The 14985-nt window shown below is 35.3% G+C and carries 14 protein-coding genes; 2 read left to right on the top strand and 12 right to left on the bottom strand.

Annotated elements, in window-relative coordinates:
- Nucleotides 1–29: 29 nt before the first annotated feature.
- The 9 genes from phoU to KGI01_RS03390 all read right to left on the bottom strand — a co-directional run bounded on the left by phoU (nt 30) and on the right by KGI01_RS03390 (nt 9847).
- The gene (gene phoU, locus KGI01_RS03430; protein ID WP_068452719.1) at nt 30–689 is read right to left on the bottom strand and encodes a phosphate signaling complex protein PhoU; all 660 of its coding nucleotides are present in this window, start codon (nt 687–689) and stop codon (nt 30–32) included.
- Nucleotides 690–702: 13 nt separating this feature from the next.
- The gene (gene pstB, locus KGI01_RS03425; protein ID WP_141273430.1) at nt 703–1503 is read right to left on the bottom strand and encodes a phosphate ABC transporter ATP-binding protein PstB; all 801 of its coding nucleotides are present in this window, start codon (nt 1501–1503) and stop codon (nt 703–705) included.
- A 46-nt stretch (nt 1504–1549) separates the two neighbouring features.
- Nucleotides 1550–2428: a phosphate ABC transporter permease PstA gene (gene pstA, locus KGI01_RS03420; RefSeq protein ID WP_141273298.1), complete on the bottom strand. Its 879-nt coding sequence runs from the start codon at nt 2426–2428 to the stop codon at nt 1550–1552.
- Nucleotides 2428–3333, bottom strand: coding sequence for a phosphate ABC transporter permease subunit PstC (gene pstC / locus KGI01_RS03415; RefSeq protein ID WP_068457305.1), 906 nt, complete (start codon nt 3331–3333; stop codon nt 2428–2430). The genes pstA and pstC overlap by 1 nt, the downstream gene beginning before the upstream one ends.
- A gap of 129 nt (nt 3334–3462) precedes the next feature.
- A complete protein-coding gene (locus KGI01_RS03410) occupies nt 3463–4437 on the bottom strand; it encodes a PstS family phosphate ABC transporter substrate-binding protein (RefSeq protein WP_141273296.1) in 975 nt (324 codons plus the stop codon).
- Between the two features lie 191 nt (nt 4438–4628).
- Nucleotides 4629–6776 (bottom strand): peptidoglycan D,D-transpeptidase FtsI family protein, encoded by a 2148-nt coding sequence (locus KGI01_RS03405; RefSeq protein ID WP_068452710.1) that lies wholly within the window; start codon nt 6774–6776, stop codon nt 4629–4631.
- Nucleotides 6777–7001: 225 nt separating this feature from the next.
- The gene (locus KGI01_RS03400; RefSeq protein WP_141273294.1) at nt 7002–7610 is read right to left on the bottom strand and encodes a superoxide dismutase; all 609 of its coding nucleotides are present in this window, start codon (nt 7608–7610) and stop codon (nt 7002–7004) included.
- A 119-nt stretch (nt 7611–7729) separates the two neighbouring features.
- Nucleotides 7730–8209 carry a DUF456 domain-containing protein gene (locus KGI01_RS03395; protein WP_068452705.1) on the bottom strand — a complete coding sequence of 160 codons (480 nt, stop codon included), beginning with the start codon at nt 8207–8209 and terminating at the stop codon, nt 7730–7732.
- Between the two features lie 12 nt (nt 8210–8221).
- Complete coding sequence (locus KGI01_RS03390) at nt 8222–9847, bottom strand: Na/Pi cotransporter family protein (RefSeq protein WP_141273292.1); 1626 nt, start codon at nt 9845–9847, stop codon at nt 8222–8224.
- Nucleotides 9848–10119: 272 nt separating this feature from the next.
- Between KGI01_RS03390 and ispG the strand changes: the two genes are divergently transcribed.
- Complete coding sequence (gene ispG, locus KGI01_RS03385; RefSeq protein WP_141273290.1) at nt 10120–11235, top strand: flavodoxin-dependent (E)-4-hydroxy-3-methylbut-2-enyl-diphosphate synthase; 1116 nt, start codon at nt 10120–10122, stop codon at nt 11233–11235.
- Between the two features lie 21 nt (nt 11236–11256).
- Complete coding sequence (locus KGI01_RS03380; protein WP_255314722.1) at nt 11257–11826, top strand: 5' nucleotidase, NT5C type; 570 nt, start codon at nt 11257–11259, stop codon at nt 11824–11826.
- Between the two features lie 144 nt (nt 11827–11970).
- Here the strand turns inward: KGI01_RS03380 and adhP are convergent, their stop codons facing one another.
- From adhP to KGI01_RS03365, 3 genes are all read right to left on the bottom strand, one after another.
- Nucleotides 11971–12987, bottom strand: a complete 1017-nt coding sequence (gene adhP / locus KGI01_RS03375; protein WP_141273286.1) for an alcohol dehydrogenase AdhP — start codon at nt 12985–12987, stop codon at nt 11971–11973.
- Nucleotides 12988–13221: 234 nt separating this feature from the next.
- Entirely contained in the window at nt 13222–14052 is an 831-nt protein-coding gene (locus KGI01_RS13970; RefSeq protein ID WP_373863113.1) for a transglutaminase domain-containing protein, read from the bottom strand.
- Nucleotides 14037–14369, bottom strand: a complete 333-nt coding sequence (locus KGI01_RS03365) for a hypothetical protein (RefSeq protein WP_141273284.1) — start codon at nt 14367–14369, stop codon at nt 14037–14039. The genes KGI01_RS13970 and KGI01_RS03365 overlap by 16 nt, the downstream gene beginning before the upstream one ends.
- Nucleotides 14370–14985: the final 616 nt, after the last annotated feature.

Raw genomic sequence — 14985 nt, 5'->3', positions numbered from 1 at the left:
TTGTCGTATATTTTCATGCTCTTACTTTCTTAGCTATTCAGTTCGCGATGTGTCCCTTTTAATAAGAAGAAAAGTCCTTCAGCTAGATTCGTTGTGTAGTCACCAATTCGTTCAATCGACTTACAAATAAAGCTCAGCTGAATGATTTGTTCTAGTTTTGCACCACTTTCTTTCGCTGATTCCACTAGTTCTACAATCGCTTCACCGTAGAGTTGATCGATTTCGTCATCTCTTTTAGAGATAGCTTTCGCTAGTGGTAAATCTTCTGTTGCAAGAGCCGCTAACATATCTTCCAACATCGTTTTTGTTAATAAACGTAACTTCTCCACTTTCTCTACTGAATAATGCAGATTCGCATCTCCTAAACGAATGGTTTCTTTTGCAATATTCACCGCATGATCACCTATTCGTTCCATATCAGAAGCTGCGCTAACAATCATCATAATACGGCGTAAATCAGTTGCTACAGGTTGTTGCTTTGTAATTAAGAGAATCGCTTCATCTTGGATATGTTGCTCTAGACGATTCATAAATTGATCTTGTTCTAAAATCATCATTGCTTGATTAATGTCTTTTTCTAAAAAAGTATCGACTGATTTATCAAATGCACGAATCGCCATTTCACATAAATCAATTAATAGTTGATTTAAATCTACTAGATGTTGCTCATACTTTTCACGTACTACCATCTTCTTCTCCTCCTTATCCAAAACGGCCCGATACATAATCCTCTGTACGCTGATCTGCTGGATTCGAGAAGATTTTATCTGTTTCGTCGTACTCAATAACTTCACCATTTAAAAAGAATGCAGTTTTATCAGAAATACGTGCTGCTTGTTGCATGTTATGTGTCACGATAATAATCGAATAATCTTTTTTCAATTCCTGTACTAATTCTTCTACTTTCAAAGTAGAAATTGGATCGAGTGCAGATGTTGGTTCATCCATTAAAATAACGTCTGGTTCAATCGCTAAACAGCGTGCGATACAAATACGTTGTTGTTGACCACCTGATAGACCATACGCATTTTCATGTAGTCTGTCTTTTACCTCATCCCAAATCGCTGCACCACGTAAACTTCTCTCAACAATTTCATCTAAGATTTTACGATTTTTAATCCCATGAATACGCGGACCATACGCAATATTATCGTAGATTGATTTTGGGAATGGATTTGGCTTTTGGAATACCATGCCCACTTTTGTACGTAGTTCTTCCACTTGATACGATTTATCTAAGATATTACGATCGCGATAATGAATTTCTCCTGTTGTACGAACAGAAGGTACTAACTCAACCATACGATTTAATGTTTTCAAATACGTTGACTTCCCACAACCAGAAGGACCAATGATTGCCGTTACTTCATTTTGTTTAATGTCTAATTGAATGTCTTTCAATGCATGTTTATCGCCATACCAAAGGTTTAAATTTTCCGTCTTGTAAATACTCGCCTTCTCAGACGGTGTAATCACTTTTAAATCTTTTTTCTTTTCTTGCATTGCTTGTTCAACGATTGGTTTTTTGACCATGTTCATTGCCTCCATTTTAGTAGCGTTTTGAGAATTTATTTCGAATAATTACTGCGATTGAGTTCATAAATACGAGAACTGCCATCAATACGAGAATCCCTGCCGCTGCAACATACTGGAACTCCTCTTGTGGACGTTTTGCCCAGTCAAAGATTTGCATTGGAAGTGCTGTGAATTCACTAAAGATACTTTCAGGTAAAAAGTGAATGATTACTGGAATACCGATGACAACAAGTGGTGCTGTTTCACCGATTGCACGAGAAAGTGCTAATATCCCACCTGTTAAGATTCCTGGAATGGCTGATGGTAAAACTACTTTTAAAATCGTTTGCCATTTTGTTGCACCAATTCCATAAGAAGCTTCTCGCAATTCATTTGGAACAGCTCGAATGGCTTCCTGTGCTGCAACGATAATAACGGGTAAGATCAGAAGACTCATCGTTAATCCAGCAGCAAGTACACTTTTACCCATGCCAAGCATACGAACGAAAATGGTTAATCCAAGTAAACCAAATACGATTGATGGAACACCTGCTAAGTTTGAAATGTTCATTTGAATGAATGTTGTAATACGATTCTTTTTTGCATATTCTTCTAAATAAACTGCTGCACCAACACCTAAAATGAGTGAAACAGGTGCAACGATAGCTAGTAACCAAATTGAACCGACAAGAGCTGCTTTAATCCCTGCATTTTGTGGGAAGCGAGATGAGAAGTTATTGAAAAAATCCCAATTTAGATAACCTGTACCTTGGATAATCATGCGGTAGCCAAGAACAGCTAGAACGAGCAAGGCTAGTAATGTCGCACTTAAAAACAACATTTTATAAATTTTATTTTTAAGTAGACGTTTTGACATACGTTTGACTACCGTATCGTGATGGATGTAATTCATTAATATTCCTCCCTAAACTTTTTAGAGATATAGCCAGCTAGAAGATTCATGAGTAATGTAAAGATAAATAATGTAAAACCAACTGCATAAATTGAGTAGTAAATCGTTGTACCGTAACCTGCATCACCTGTTGATACTTGTACGATATATGCTGTCATTGTCTGAATGGAGTCGGTAATTTCCCCGTCAAACTTTGGTGTTGAACCACCTGCAAGAGATACAATCATCGTCTCACCAATCGCACGAGAGATACCAAGAACAACAGATGCTAAAATTCCTGATAGTGCTGCTGGTAAAACTACTTTTAAAGCTACTTCTAATTTCGTCGAACCAAGTGCTAATGCACCTTCACGCATCGATCTTGGCACACTTGACATCGCATCTTCTGATAAAGAAGCAATGGTTGGAAGAATCATGATCCCGACAACAATCCCTGGGCTAATCGCATTGAAGATTTTTAAACCTGGAATCACTTCTTGTAAAAGAGGTGTTACAAATGTTAATGCGAAGAAGCCGTAAACAATTGTTGGAACGCCTGCTAAAACTTCTAAAATCGGTTTGACAACACGACGTACATTATCCGATGCATATTCACTTAAATAAATGGCAGCCGCTAAACCAAGTGGTACTGCTACAACAATTGCGATGCCTGTTACTTTTAATGTACCAATAATAAGTGGCAATACACCATAACTCGGAGATGTACCTGAGAACGGAAGCCACTCTGTTCCGAGTATGTAATCGAAGAATGGGACTCTTCTAAAGAATTCAAATGTCTCAAAAATGAGCGTAAAAACAATACCAATCGTTGCTAATACAGATACAAGCGCTGTAATAAACAATAATTTAGGCATTAATTTTTCAACGAACTTTTTCATACCTTTATTTTTATGTTGTTCAATCATGCTTTGAACATTCAATTTGTCTCCTGCCTTGTTTGTAGACAACGTCTTTCACTCCTTTAAGAAAAGAGGACTGCCTATGCAACTGCTAATAGCAGGTGACTGGTAGGTCAGTCCTTCAATTGTGACACTTTATTTTTTTAGTTTTTCTACTTTTGCTAAATCTTCTTTATAAACATCTTCTGGTGCTTTTACATAACCAACTGCTTCAGCCATCGGTCCTGCATTCTTCACCATGTATTCTGTAAAGTTGTACATTACAGAATTATTTTTCACTGCTTCATTTTTCACGTAAACAAATAGTGGACGTGAAAGCGGTGTGTATTCGCCTGATTCAATTGTGTCATGCGTTGGCTCTACACCGTCAACTTTTACAACTTGTAATTTATCTTTATTCGCTACATAGTAAGCAAATCCGAAGTAACCAATTGCATTTTTATCTGATTCAACACCTTTTACAAGAACATTATCATCTTCTGATAAAGTAGCTGATTTTACGATGTCTTTCCCTTCTAAAATATCATTTACAAAATAGTCATATGTGCCTGATTCCGTTCCTGGTGAATAATAAACAATTTTCTCGTTTGGCCATTTTGGGTTGATATCTGACCATTTTTTCTCTTTACCATCTTCTAGCCAGATCTTTTTGATTTCGTCAGCAGTCGCATCTTTCAACCATGTGTTTTCTTTGTTTACAACGATTGATAAGCCGTCAAATGCGATTTTTAATTCTGTGTAGTCGATGTTCTTCTCTTTTAACTTCGCTGCTTCTTCTTCTTTGATTGGACGAGAAGCATCTGAGAAGTCTGTTTCACCATTAATGAATTTTTCAAATCCACCACCAGTACCTGACACACCAACTGATACTTGCACTTTCGGTTGTACTGCTGAATATTCTTCTACGATTGCTTCCATGATTGGTGCAACAGTTGAAGACCCATCTCCTGAAATTTTACCTTCTAGCTTCTCATTCTCACCTGCTTGTGCATCTGTTTGAGAAGTTGTTGAAGATCCTTTTGATGATTCGCTATTGCTGTTGCCGCACGCTCCTAAGATTAATGCCGAGCCTACGATTGATGTCATCATAAAGTACTTCCAGTTTTTCATTGTTTTTCCCCCTAAGCGTTCTGTTTATTATTTCTTACAACACTTACTATAAAGAATGATTATTGAGGACATATAAACGAATTGTAAGAAGGTATGTTCATTTTGTTAATGATTTGTAAACGTATGTAAAGACTGTATGTGAGAACAAAAAAACTGTACCTCTTGTTATAAAGAGATACAGCTTATAAGAACTATTGAATTTTTGTACCAATTGTTTGTTTATCTTTTTTCGTTTCTTTCTTTTTCAGCTCAAAATACTTATCAACTGACTTACGCGCGATAATATTATTGATTGGCGTATATTGTTCTGATGTTGTAATCCAAGGTACAACAACCGCATACGCTATTTGAGGATTGTCTTTCGGTGCAAAACCAACGTGTGTAACCGTTAATGTTTCTGTACCATATCGACTTTTTTGCGGTCCAAAGTATACTACCTGTGCAGTACCTGTTTTACCAGCACCATTAAATTTCGAGTCTTTAAATTGACTTGCACCTGAACCTTGTGAACCGTAGTACACTTTACTCATTGCATCTTTCACATGATTAATCTCTTGCTCAGAGTTATCAATCGTATTCAATACTTTTGGTTGAATTTCTTGCTCTAAAGCACCAATTTTCTCACCATCTTGTGACGGTTCATGAATTTCTTTTAAAAGACGAGGTGCAATACGCTTACCACCATTCGCAATTGTTGAGACATACTGTGCTAATTGTAACGGTGTAAATGTATCGTACTGTCCGATTACTAAGTCGAGATACTTACCACCGATTGTTTCAGACCCTTTAACCCCTGTAAATTCTCCAGGTAAATCAATACCTGTTTCTACCCCTAAACCGAACTGTGCGTAGTAACGACGTATACGGTTAAAGTCTTCAGTTGTTGTTGGAAGTGGTCCATTATAAATATATGGTAATTTAGCAATTTTCATCGCTGTTTTAAACATATAAACGTTAGATGAACGTTCAATTGCTGTCGTATCATTTAGAGAAATTGAACCACCACGGTTGAAGATAGAAGATTTCGGTCTTGTACCGGCTAATTTAACAGGTGAATCAACAATGTATTCTCCTATATTAATCGCATTATAATGATAACCTGTTAATAATGTAGCTGGTTTAATAACTGAACCTACTTCATATGAACTTGTAAAGTTACCAATTGAGTAGTCCGTAATTTGTTGTTTTCCTTTATCATCTGTTTCAATCTTCTTACCTACCATTGATAGAATTTCACCTGTATTTGGATCCATCATTACAAGGAAAGCGCGATCTAATAAACTCGAAGCTCCTGTACGCTTCGCCATCATTAATTGTTCGGTTACAATCTTATCTGTTTCTTTTTGTAGCTTACTATCAATTGTTAAAACAAGATCTTTACCTGCTTTCCCTTCTTTTACAACTTTCGTATCAACTACTTTACCACTACTATCCGTATCTGATTTAACAACGGACTTTTCACCTTGCAAGATGGGTTCGTATTCTTGTTCTAAATACGACTTACCGACACGATCATTTCGTGAATAGTCACGCGCTAAGAAGTAACTTAATTTATCTTTCGGAATCCCTTCTTTTGGCGTTGTTGTGGCACCAAGAATACTTAAATCCGATTTCTTTTCACGTTGCCAATCCGTTGTTGTATTCACACCCGGTAGTTCACTTAGATGTTCAGATACAACCGCAAACTCTTCATCCGATACATTATCACTCTTAATAATTTGAGGCGATAAATTATACCCTGCAACCATTTTCGAGTAAATCGCTACAATTTGTAAATCTTTTTTTGTTAAAGAATTTAATTCTTCTTTTGTAATACGTTCACGAATGATTTGATCAATCTCATTTTGTTGGTCGCCTGCTTTTTTACCATTCTCTAAGATTTTTTTCTCTTCTTCTTTCGTGATTTTTGCTTTCGCTTCTTTCGGATGCTTAATCATCCAATAATCCAATTTATCACGCTCTGCAATACGATCTGTTTCCATCGTAATCAGTTTTGATAGCTTTTTCGCCATCTTTAACATTTCTTCTGAAGTAGTCGTTGAATACTTTGTGTACGTAATAGCATTTTTCGGCTTATTATCTACTAAAACCTTCCCATTACGGTCAAAAATGCGCCCACGTGGCACACTTGTATTCACTGTTGCTTCTTCTGTTTTTTGAAGTTGCTGAGCATATTCTTCTCCCTTTACAATTTGAACATATCCTAACCGCATAACTAACACTGTAAATAAGATAAAAATTGTAAAAAACAAAATATTCATTCGTAGGGAAAGATTGGCTCTCTGTTTTGCATTGCCGTTGGAGGAGCGCTTAGTTTTACCTTTATTCTTTCGCTTCATCAGTGGGCCTCCCTCTATCCTTTTCATAAATAGTAGTATATCATTTTTTTATGTAAAAAACAGTCTCATGCTACTCTTTATAGGTTCGTTTCCTCTCTTTCATGTACCCAATATCTTACATAAAAAGTCCTGTTTTCTAGAGAACCCATTCTTCTTTTTTTACATAGAAAAAACACGTCAACTTCATGACGTGAAGTTGGCGTGTTTTGTTCCGAAATTACAAAATTATTTTGCTGCTGCGTATAATTCTGCAACTTTGTCCCAGTTTACTACGTTCCAGAATGCTGCAATGTAGTCAGGGCGTACGTTTTGATATTTTAGGTAGTAAGCGTGCTCCCAAACATCTAGTCCAAGGATTGGTGTTTTACCTTCCATGATTGGTGAATCTTGGTTTGGTGTAGAAGAAATTTCTAACTCACCGTTTACTACTGATAACCAAGCCCAGCCTGAACCGAAACGAGTTTTTGCAGCGTTGGCGAACTCTTCTTTGAACGCGTCGAATGAACCGAATTTTGCATCGATTGCAGCCGCTAATTCGCCTTCTGGAGCGCCTTTACCGTTTGGAGTTAATAAAAGCCAGAATAAAGAGTGGTTTGCGTGGCCTCCACCATTGTTGCGTACAGCTGTACGTACATCAGCAGGAACAGCATCTAAATTTGCGATGATTTCTTCTACAGTTTTACCTGCAAATTCTTCTTTGCCTTCTAAAGCAGCGTTTAAACCTGTTACATATGTTTGGTGATGACGATCATGGTGGATTTCCATTGTTCTTGCATCGATATGTGGTTCTAGTGCGTCGTTAGCATAAGGTAATTTTGGTAATTCAAAAGCCATAATTCAAATTCCTCCTTGGAATAACTATTATTTACTACACGTTTAGATTAACAAAAAATGATTCGTTATTCAAATGAAAATGCCTATTCCATACGTTTTTCAGTCTTTAGACGGAATTTTTATATTGCAAAAATAAACAGGAGAATCATAATAACTTGAATAATTCCCTTTGTCACAATGGACGTTAAGAAGCCAACTAATGAACCAACTCCCGATAGTACAGCATTCTTAATCGAACTACGTGTCACAATTAACTCTGCAATGACGGCACCTAAAAATGGTCCTAAAATGATTCCAGCAAAAGGTATAACGAACGGTCCAATCAATAAACCGATTGTACTCCCCCACATGCCTGCTTTGGAGCCACCAAATTTTTTCACACCGACAATATTCGATAGCGTATCTGCACTAAATAATAAAACGGTTAAAAGTATTTCAATAACCCAGAACCACCAAGCGAGGTCTCCAAATTCATAAAAAATCCCATAGAATATGAAGCCTAAAAATATAAATAGAACGGAAGGAATAATCGGATAGACTAAACCAATAAATGCGATGACGAAACTGAGAATAATTAAAATCCATGCAAGTATACTCATCCAAATCACTCCTTATTTTTGTAAAGTACTCTCTGTTAAATTGACGGCATGATCACCAATTCGCTCCAAATTACTCATCATATCTGTAAAAATAATGCCTGAATAAGCTGTGCATAAGCCTTTATTCAAACGATGAATATGTTTTTTGCGTAATACGCGCTCTAATTGGTCAATTTGTTCTTCTCGCTTTTCAATTTGCTCGATACGTGTATAGTCATTCGTGTTCAGTACATAGAGCGCAGCTTCAACATTTTGTAAGACAAGTTCATACATTTCAGCTAATTCTTGTTTTGCGATTGCACTAAATTGTACACGATTAGCGACAATATCATCAATTAATTCAATAATGTTTTCAAAATGGTCACCAATTCGTTCAATATCTCGTATATTTTCAAGTAAGACGTGATGACGTGTTGAATCAGTATCTGACAACGATTGACTCGATACACGAATTAAATAGTCTGTAATTTTACGATCCATACTATTGATGACTTCTTCTAGCTTTAAAGCTTCATTCCCTATTTGTCGGTCAAACGTTTCAAAATAATTCCACGTTTTCTTTAAGCCTTCTATACTATAATCACCCATACGAATTACTTCTTCTTTTGCCTGTCCAATCGCAATCGAAGGTGATGCACTAATGAATTGTTCGTCTAGTTGACTCGCACGAATTTGTACAGTGCTATCTTCTCCAGGTACGATTTTCGTTACAAGCCAGACCATTACACCGATAAATGGTAATTGTAACATGACATTTCCGATATTAAATGAACCATGTGCAAATGCAATCACCATACGCGGTTGTAGATTGAAGATATTCATCAACCATTCCAAATAGAGCGTAAAAAAATTAACGAATGTTAAAAATACGACTGTTCCAATTAAATTAAAGAGTAGGTGCGTGACCGCTGTTCTTCTTGCCATAACCGTTGTACCAATGGATGCTAAAATAACGGTTAGAGTCGTCCCGATATTTTCACCAAATAAAATAGGTAGAGCTGTATGAATTGGTAGCATTCCTTCATCGAACATTCCTTGTAAAATACCGACTGTCACACTCGAGCTTTGAACAATGAATGTCGACATAATACCAATTAGTACACCAAATAGAGGGAACTCGCTAATTTTCATCGACCACTCAACGAAAGAATTCAAGTTGGCAAGTGGCGCCATACCATTTGACATGAGATCCAGTCCGATAAACATGCCACCTAAACCAAATAATAATTGTCCTATATTTTGAAATAGAGGTGTTCTTACAAAATAAATAGATAATGCACCAACTGCTACTAATATGTATGCATAATTCCCTAAATTAAAGCCAATTAAAAATGCAGTTAATGTCGTTCCTACATTTGCGCCCATAATGACACCAATTGATTGTCTTAAAGTAAGAAAACCTGCTGAAACTAAACCAACTGTAATAATTGCGGTTGCGGCGCTTGAATGAAGTAGAATGGTTACAATAATTCCTACAAGTACACCTGAAAGTGGATTGGTCGTATAGCGATCTAAGACGTCCCGCAAACGATCTCCCGCCCACTTTTGTAAACCGTCTCCCATATATTTAATTGAAAATAAAAACAGACCTAAGCCGCCTACAAATTGTACCATCATCTCTTGCCAATTTATGTTCACATTAACATACCCTTCTTGAGTTAATATCTCTATTATGAACATGAAAAAAGAGAATTGTAAACACCCTAAATTGGCTAAAAATGGTGTTTTTGATATCTCCTCCCTTTCTGTGCAACTTGTTTTTTCTTATTTCGTTCCTTTTTACGTATTTTTCAACACGAAAATAGGTAGAACCTATCTTATACAATGTTTCTCCCTTGTAAATTAGTTTCAAAGACTGATAGAATAGGGATAGTGAGGCTACTAGATCAGCCAATGAAGGAGAGAGTTTGATGAGCGAAATAACACACCGCTCCAAAACACGTAAAGTACGTGTTGGAGACTTAACAATTGGTGGCAGTAATGAAGTAATTATTCAAAGTATGACAACAACTAAGACACATGATGTAGAAGCAACAGTTGCTGAAATCCATCGTTTAGAAGAAGCAGGTTGTCAAATTGTGCGTGTTGCATGTCCAGATGAACGTGCAGCTGATGCATTAGCGGATATTAAAAAGCAAATTCATATTCCGTTAGTAGCAGATATTCACTTCGACTATAAATTAGCTTTAAAAGCAATTGAAGCAGGCGTTGATAAAATTCGTATTAACCCTGGTAATATTGGACGTAAAGAAAAAGTAGAAGCTGTTGTTAATGCAGCTAAAGCAAAAGGCGTTCCAATTCGAATTGGTGTAAATGCTGGTTCATTAGAACGTAAAATCCTTGAAAAATATGGCTACCCAACTGCAGATGGTATGGTTGAGTCTGCATTACACCATATTAAAATTTTAGAAGACTTAGATTTCCATGATATTATCGTGTCAATGAAAGCTTCTGATGTAAACTTAGCGATTGAAGCATATGAAAAAGCAGCTAAAGCTTTTGATTATCCACTTCACTTAGGTATTACAGAGTCAGGTACTTTATTCTCAGGTACGATTAAATCATCTGCTGGTCTTGGTGCAATCCTTTCAAAAGGGATCGGTAATACACTTCGTATTTCACTTTCAGCAGATCCAGTAGAAGAAATTAAAGTAGCACGCGAATTATTGAAATCATTCGGTCTTGCTTCAAATATCCCAACATTAATTTCGTGCCCTACTTGCGGACGCATTGAAATTGACTTAATTTCAATTGCAAATGAGGTAGAAGAATATTTACAAACCATTAAAGCGCCAATTAAAGTATCTGTGCTTGGTTGTGCGGTAAATGGTCCTGGTGAAGCACGTGAAGCTGATATCGGTATTGCCGGTGCGCGCGGGGAAGGTTTATTATTCCGCCACGGGAAAACAGTTCGTAAAGTACCAGAGGAAACAATGGTAGAAGAATTGAAAAAAGAGATTAATATTCTTGCTGAAGAATATTATGCAAAACAAGAGGCTGAAAAAGAAGGTCTTAAAAAATCATAAATTACAATGGAGGCAAGGCAATTGAAGGAATATAGTTTTGGAATTGATATTGATGGTACAATTACAGCTCAAGAGTTCTTGCTTCCGTTTATTAATAAACAATATCAAACAAATTTAATGCTAGATGATATTTTGGAATATGATTTATCGAAAGCTTTACCTGTTGACCCGAATGATTTTTATAAATGGTTTAAGGAAACAGAGCTTGAGATGTATCGTAACCCACCACTTCAACAAGATGTTGTACGCATTTTAAATAATTGGCATCCACATACGAAGCTAAACTTTATTACAGCGCGTGAAACGAATGCCACAGTTATCACAAAAACATGGTTACAATCTTCAAATATTCCGTTTGATGCACTTGAGATTGTTGGTAATGCAAGTAAAGTCATCGCAGCCAAAAAACAAGGTGTCGAATTATTTTTTGAAGATAAACATTCGAACGCTGTCATGTTAGCTGAGGAATTAGATATACCTGTTATTTTATTCGATGCACCGTATAATCGTGAAGCAGTTCCTCATAACGTCTTACGTGTTGATACTTGGCGCGAAGCAGAAAACTGGGTTAAAAAAGAATTTGGCATTTAATTATTAAAGAGGCTGAAAAGGCTGAGATAAAATATATCACTTCCCTTTTTAGCGTTCACAACGAAAAAACCGAAATCGCACAGCGATTTCGGTTTTTCTATGTTCATACAAGATGGTATTTCTATACTTATAGCATCTTTTAATTTATTTTGTAAAATCGATTACCATACGCCCTGTAATCTTACCTTCTTCCATCTCTTCAAAGATATCGTTAATATCTTCAATCGGACGAAGTGCTACTTTCGGTACTACTTTACCCTCAGCAGCAAATTGGAAGGCTTCTTCTAAATCTTGGCGTGTTCCAACTAGAGAACCTACTACTTGGATTCCGTCTAGTACAAGACGTGGAATATCTAAGTCCATTTTATCTACAGGTAAACCTACTGCCACAACACGTGCTCCTGCTTTTACAACATCGACAGCTTGGTTGAATGGTGTTTTGGCAACAGCTGTAATAACTGTAGCGTCTAACCCTTTCCCCCCTGTTAGTTCCTTTGCTTTTTCAACTGGATCTTCATTTAGTGAGTTCACTATTGCATCTGCACCTAGCTCTTTTGCGAATGCTAGTTTTTCATCGCTAATATCGAATGCGACTACTTTAGCACCGAATACATTTTTCGCGTATTGAACTGCTAAGTTACCTAAACCACCAATTCCGAACACACCAATCCATTGTCCCGGACGAATATGAGATTCTTTTACTGCTTTATATGTTGTAACACCTGCACATGTAACAGATGAAGCTGCTGCTGGATCTAAACCATCTGGAACTTTTACTGCATAATCTGCTTTTACAATTACTTCTTCAGCCATCGCACCATCTACTGTATAACCTGCATTTTTCACGTCACGACATAATGTTTCGCGACCAGTTGTACAATATTCGCAATGTCCACAACTTTCATACATCCAAGCAATTGATACACGATCTCCAACTTTTAAAGTTGTCACATCTTCTCCCACTTCAATTACTTTTCCGACACCCTCATGACCTAATACAACACCTGTTACATCGCCAAAGTCAGCATTCTTTACGTGTAAATCTGTGTGGCATACACCACAATATTCCGTTTTAACTAAAGCTTCATCATACTTTAACGGACGTAACTCACGGTCCTCAATTTTAACTGTTTTATCACTTGCGACTACTGCTGCTTTCATTTAAACATTTCTCCTTCCATAGCGGGCAATTTTTTGGTGAAACATAAAATGATAAATCGCATCATTTATAATTATGATTATACCTATTATGGAATATAATGGTCAAATTAAAACATGTATTATCTAATTTTTTCCTTAAAATACTTTTTTTAGATTTATTTTATGTAAAAAATAGACATAAGTTATACAAAATAAACTTATGTCTACAAATTATTAAAGAAGATATTTTATTTGTTATGCTGCGCGTTTATAGTATTTATTATTTGTTTGATATACCACATATTTACCTGATACATAAATATTTTTTGTAAATGTACGATTAAGATTTTTTTGCCCCTTACCGTTTGTCTTCATCACGGCTAACTCACCATGATTTGTATAGTTACTGAAGTAAATTTTACCACCTTTATAAGCTAAGTATTGTACACGAGTATTTGATATTTTCTTATGTTTGTTTGTTGATACATTATAGCTGTATAGACGTTGACGATTTTTATCATTTGCATAGTAGATTGTTGAACCGTTTTTTGTAACTGAAGATGTTGATTTAAAGAAGTTGAATTTTGTTGATTTTGCTACTGGTAAACCTGTGTTGTTCCAAGAATGCGTTTTACGTAATTCACTATCACTTAATAAGAAATACTTGTAGCTACGTTTATAGTTATTATTTGGTAGTGGATCATTCCAAGTAATATCTAAGTTGTACCATTGTCCACTTACTTTTACTTTTAACCATGCATGACCAACATTTTTTGAGCGACCTTCTACATATTTAATTGGGATACCCATTTCTTTAAACATACGGTAAGCTGTAATTGCATATCCTTGACATACAACAACTCGATTTTTTAATACGCCATATGTTGTATATTTTGTTTGTGTACTACCACCATATGTCGCTTTTCCTACAATATAATCATTTACTGCTTTGACACGATCAAAGTTTGTTTTGTTACTTGCTTTAATTTTTCGAGCAATTTTTTTAGATTCTGTTTGTGCATATTTTTCCTGTGCTTTTGTTGCTAAATATGTTACTTGATATGTTACAACTAATTTATTTGATATGTTACAACTAATTTATTTGATACTGTTTTACCTTTATAACGGTATGTTTTTAAGTTTGCTGCGATTAATGGTTCTTGTTTTTGTTGTGCTTTGACTAAGTTCGGTAACTCTTTACGTAAAGTTGCTTGATTACCAGTGTATGTGATTGAAAAACTCGTATTTAAATTTTTTAAATTACTTTTTAATACTTGATTATATTGTGTCATATTTTTTGCTGTGTTTGATGCTGCGTGCGCTTCTTCTATATTTACTCCGAATAAACCACCAAACACTACAATCATACCAAATAAAAATGCTGCAACTGCTTTTTTTACCATATCTAATCTTCTTCCTTTTTCCTCATATTTACTTTTCAATATATCTTTAGACTTATTATTTTCTTACTTTCCTTTACTTACAATCAAAAAAACTTTATCATATATATATTATTTTTCAAGTTAAAATTAGTCTTTGTACCTATTTTAAACTCAAAAAAAAGCTAAAATCAATATAATCTAATCTATAAATAGTGTTTTATAACTAATAATAAGTTATTAATATTAAATTTTATCATTTTATAGTTCTACCGTTTTATCTATGTACTTTTTGGTTGTTTTTTTACAATCTAAGAAGTATTTTAAGCACAAAAAATGACTGCTAGTGGAATTTACTAACAGTCATTGTTTAAAATAAATAAATTTTTACAAAGATTTAAAGAGAATCTTTTATACTATATAAATTCATTTTATTCACTTCATTAAAAAAATTTAACAATATTATGAATGAAAAGTGACAAAAATAATATAATTGGACGTTTTTAATGGGTACTGTTCTTTACCTCTATATGATTATCTTAAACCTTTTTATTAAATTAACTAGCTCTTTTACAAAACAACAATAAATTTACTCTTAAATAATGGATGTAATATAGAGTCATGGACATACTCACGCTAT

This window comes from Kurthia gibsonii, from assembly GCF_006539985.1.
GTDB classification, from domain to species: domain Bacteria; phylum Bacillota; class Bacilli; order Bacillales_A; family Planococcaceae; genus Kurthia; species Kurthia gibsonii.
Note: the sequence above shows the minus strand (reverse complement) of the source record. Positions and strands in the feature narration are given on the sequence as shown.

Coding starts and splice junctions, on each gene's coding strand:
- phoU (WP_068452719.1), bottom strand. CDS start 689: ATGGTAGTACGTGAAAAGTATGAGCAACATCTAGTAGATTTAAATCAA.
- pstB (WP_141273430.1), bottom strand. CDS start 1,503: ATGCAAGAAAAGAAAAAAGATTTAAAAGTGATTACACCGTCTGAGAAG.
- pstA (WP_141273298.1), bottom strand. CDS start 2,428: ATGAATTACATCCATCACGATACGGTAGTCAAACGTATGTCAAAACGT.
- pstC (WP_068457305.1), bottom strand. CDS start 3,333: ATGATTGAACAACATAAAAATAAAGGTATGAAAAAGTTCGTTGAAAAA.
- KGI01_RS03410 (WP_141273296.1), bottom strand. CDS start 4,437: ATGAAAAACTGGAAGTACTTTATGATGACATCAATCGTAGGCTCGGCA.
- KGI01_RS03405 (WP_068452710.1), bottom strand. CDS start 6,776: ATGAAGCGAAAGAATAAAGGTAAAACTAAGCGCTCCTCCAACGGCAAT.
- KGI01_RS03400 (WP_141273294.1), bottom strand. CDS start 7,610: ATGGCTTTTGAATTACCAAAATTACCTTATGCTAACGACGCACTAGAA.
- KGI01_RS03395 (WP_068452705.1), bottom strand. CDS start 8,209: ATGAGTATACTTGCATGGATTTTAATTATTCTCAGTTTCGTCATCGCA.
- ispG (WP_141273290.1), top strand. CDS start 10,120: ATGAGCGAAATAACACACCGCTCCAAAACACGTAAAGTACGTGTTGGA.
- adhP (WP_141273286.1), bottom strand. CDS start 12,987: ATGAAAGCAGCAGTAGTCGCAAGTGATAAAACAGTTAAAATTGAGGAC.
- KGI01_RS03365 (WP_141273284.1), bottom strand. CDS start 14,369: ATGGTAAAAAAAGCAGTTGCAGCATTTTTATTTGGTATGATTGTAGTG.